This is a genomic window from Okeania sp., assembly GCF_983059655.1.
On sequence record NZ_CEZPJD010000881.1, the window covers coordinates 1 to 3139 of the forward strand.

2 protein-coding genes are annotated in these 3139 nt (G+C 34.9%); one reads left to right on the forward strand and one right to left on the reverse strand.

Translation table 11 applies throughout. The annotated features are described in order from the left end of the window. On the forward strand, positions 1-1575 hold a 1575-nt coding region (locus tag AC3DU7_RS29675), incomplete at its 5' end, for an acyl carrier protein (RefSeq protein ID WP_488042838.1). A gap of 287 nt (positions 1576-1862) precedes the next feature. On the opposite strand, the gene trpB is transcribed toward AC3DU7_RS29675, so the two are convergent. Beyond that, entirely contained in the window at positions 1863-3092 is a 1230-nt protein-coding gene (gene trpB / locus AC3DU7_RS29680; RefSeq protein WP_488042839.1) for a tryptophan synthase subunit beta, read from the reverse strand. Positions 3093-3139: the final 47 nt, after the last annotated feature.

Below are 3139 nucleotides of genomic sequence, written 5' to 3' on the forward strand. Positions count from 1 at the left end.
AATAATTTTAAACTCCCAGAAAAAATGCCCAGGAAAATTACTCAAATCAGAGAAAATATTTCTAACTCTAATCTGGTTTATCGGAAAAAGAATAAATTTAATTTACCATCTCAGACAAATATCAAGATATTTAACTATCCAGACCAATTAGAAATAATTTTGTTAAATCAACTCCAAACTAAGAATAATCAAAAATATCAATATTTGTTGATTTTGTTAGAAAAAGGAAATCCTAAATATACGGTTTATGCTGAAAAAAATAAAGCAAAACAATCCGTAATTTATGGTTATGATGAAATCAGAGATAAACCCAGGAATACTCAGATAAGAGAAAATATTTCTGAATCAGAATTTGCTGAAATTGCGGAAGAGTTTATTACTCAATATATTCAAGAGGAAGTAAGAAGAAAAGTCAAGGTGCTTGAAGCAGAAAAACATAGAAAATATCAGGAAGAAAAATTCCGTATTGAATCAGAAATACGGAGAAAAATTGAGAAAAAAAACCGCATAATTGAATCGGAAAGAATTAAAACTATAGAGATAGCACTAGAAAAGTCTGGCAGGGATAAAAATCAGCTTCCAGAATTTCTGAAACTTCAAATTATGATTAGTAAATACTTAAAAGTTGGCTTAGAAAAAGTAACTTTAGATAGTCATCTTATTAATGACTTGGGATTAACAACCGATACCAAGATTTCTAATACTCCTCTAGCCAAAACACTCAAAAAAGAATTTCCATTGGAGATGCAAGATAATATGCTTTCTACCACAGTTGGAGATTTATTTGACTTGATTATTCTCAAAAAAATGCTTGTTAAATTATCAAGTGAAAAGTTTAAATTAGAGTTAGATAAAATCAATTTTGTTTACTGCAAAAAAATTAATTTGCCGTCTAACATAAGAATTGCATTTACTCACCTAGATAAACTAGAAATAGTTTTGTTGAGTCAAGTTAAAACCAAGAATAATAAACAATATCCATATTTAATGTTTTTTCTGGAAAATTCAGTTCCTAAATATTATGTTTCTTCAGAAGAAATTGAGATTGAAAAAAAGTATGGAGAAAATATTGGTGGTATTCCTGTAGGGTACAAAAAAGAAATGATCAAATCCTACTTGATTAAGTTCTACGATCAAATGGAAAAACATTCAATAAACAGTCAGAGAATAGAAAGAATTGAAGAAGATAAGTTTGCAGAAATAGCATTAAAATTAATAAGAAAAGATGCTGAAAAAAAAGCGGAGAAAATTAGAAGTAGAATTTTAGTCAGAAGTAAAATTTTAGAAAGAGTTAAAAAAGTAATTAGTCAGGAGTTGAAAATCAATATAGAAAGAGTTAAACCAGAGACAATTTTTAGTTTCAATAAGCTAGATAATATAAAATTCCAATTGGTATTAATGGAATTGCAAATGGCACTAGAAAAAGAATTTAAAATGCAGTTAGAAAAACTTGAGGTAGAGTTACCAGGTAATGATGATGGGAAATACTCGTGGAATATTAAAGGAATATGTGACTATATTTGCGATGCAATTATTAATCAAACAAAAAAGGAGACAACAAAGAAAAGTAATTAGTATTTTTAGAGCAGGCAAACTATAATATTTTGATGATTAATATTAATTACTGAACATTTTTCAACTTGACTGAATTTATATATCTAAAACGGTGCGTTACGACGGATTGTTAAATGCCTTTCACAGCCTAAATTTTAGCCGTCTAACGCACCCTACTGGATTGTTTCATCTTAAATGTTGCAATAGAAAATTGGCTAGAGATTGCTTCACTATCGTTCGCAATGACAAATCTAATGCACTATTTTAGGTGAAACAGTCCACTACCAATTAATTATTTATAAATCTAATTATCCCTCTAAAAACTTAGCCACTGTTTGCACATCTTTATCCCCACGTCCGGAACAGTTAAACACAATGCGGGGACTACCGCTTAACTGTGGACAGAGAGTTTCCAAATAAGCGATCGCATGAGCAGTTTCCAGTGCTGGAATAATACCTTCCAACTGAGACAAACGTTGAAAAGCAGCCACTGCCTCATTATCAGTCACACTATAATATTCAGCTCTACCGCTATCCTTCAAAAAACTATGTTCGGGTCCAACACCAGGATAATCTAAACCTGCACTAATAGAATGAGGTTCAATTATCTGACCTTCCTGATCCTGTAACAAATAACTCATAGCTCCATGCAACACACCAACACGGCCAAGAGTCAGAGTAGCAGCGTGTTTATTCGTCTCAACTCCCTCACCACCTGCTTCTACACCGATCATTCGGACTGACGACTCATTCACAAATTCATGGAATAAACCCATTGCATTAGAGCCGCCGCCAACACAAGCAATCAAAATATCAGGCAAACCGCCCCACTTTTCCAAACATTGAACACGAGTTTCTTGACCGATAACAGCATGAAAGTCCCGTACCATCATTGGGTATGGGTGAGGCCCCGCAACGGAACCGAGAATATAGTGGGTAGTCTCCACGTTTGTCACCCAGTCTCGGATAGCCTCTGATGTTGCATCTTTTAGGGTGCCAGTGCCAGCTTCCACTGGTCGTACCTCTGCTCCCATTAGTCGCATTCTGAATACATTGAGAGATTGACGCTCCATATCGTGAACGCCCATATAGATGATACATTCCAGTCCGAACCGAGCACAAACTGTGGCAGTAGCAACACCATGTTGACCAGCACCTGTTTCGGCAATGACACGTTTTTTACCCATTTTTAGAGCTAATAGAGCTTGAGCTAAAGCATTGTTGATCTTGTGGGCGCCAGTATGGTTGAGGTCTTCTCGTTTGAGGTAAATTTGTGGACCTGTGCCATCAGGTCTGGCATAATGAGTTGTGAGACGTTCGGCAAAATAAAGAGGACTAGGACGACCTACATAGTCTCGCAGAAGTTGTTGGAGTTCTTTTTGGAAAGCAGGTTCTTGACTATATTTTTTGTAGGCTGCTTCTAGCTCAAATAAGGCAGGCATTAATGTTTCGGGGACATATTTACCGCCAAACTGGCCAAATCTGCCGAGGGTATCTGGTTGTTGAGTGGAAGTAGGATTTAGAGGTGTAGTAGTCACTAATTTTTTTCTCAAAACAAAAATAGAACATTTTTCATTATAAATAC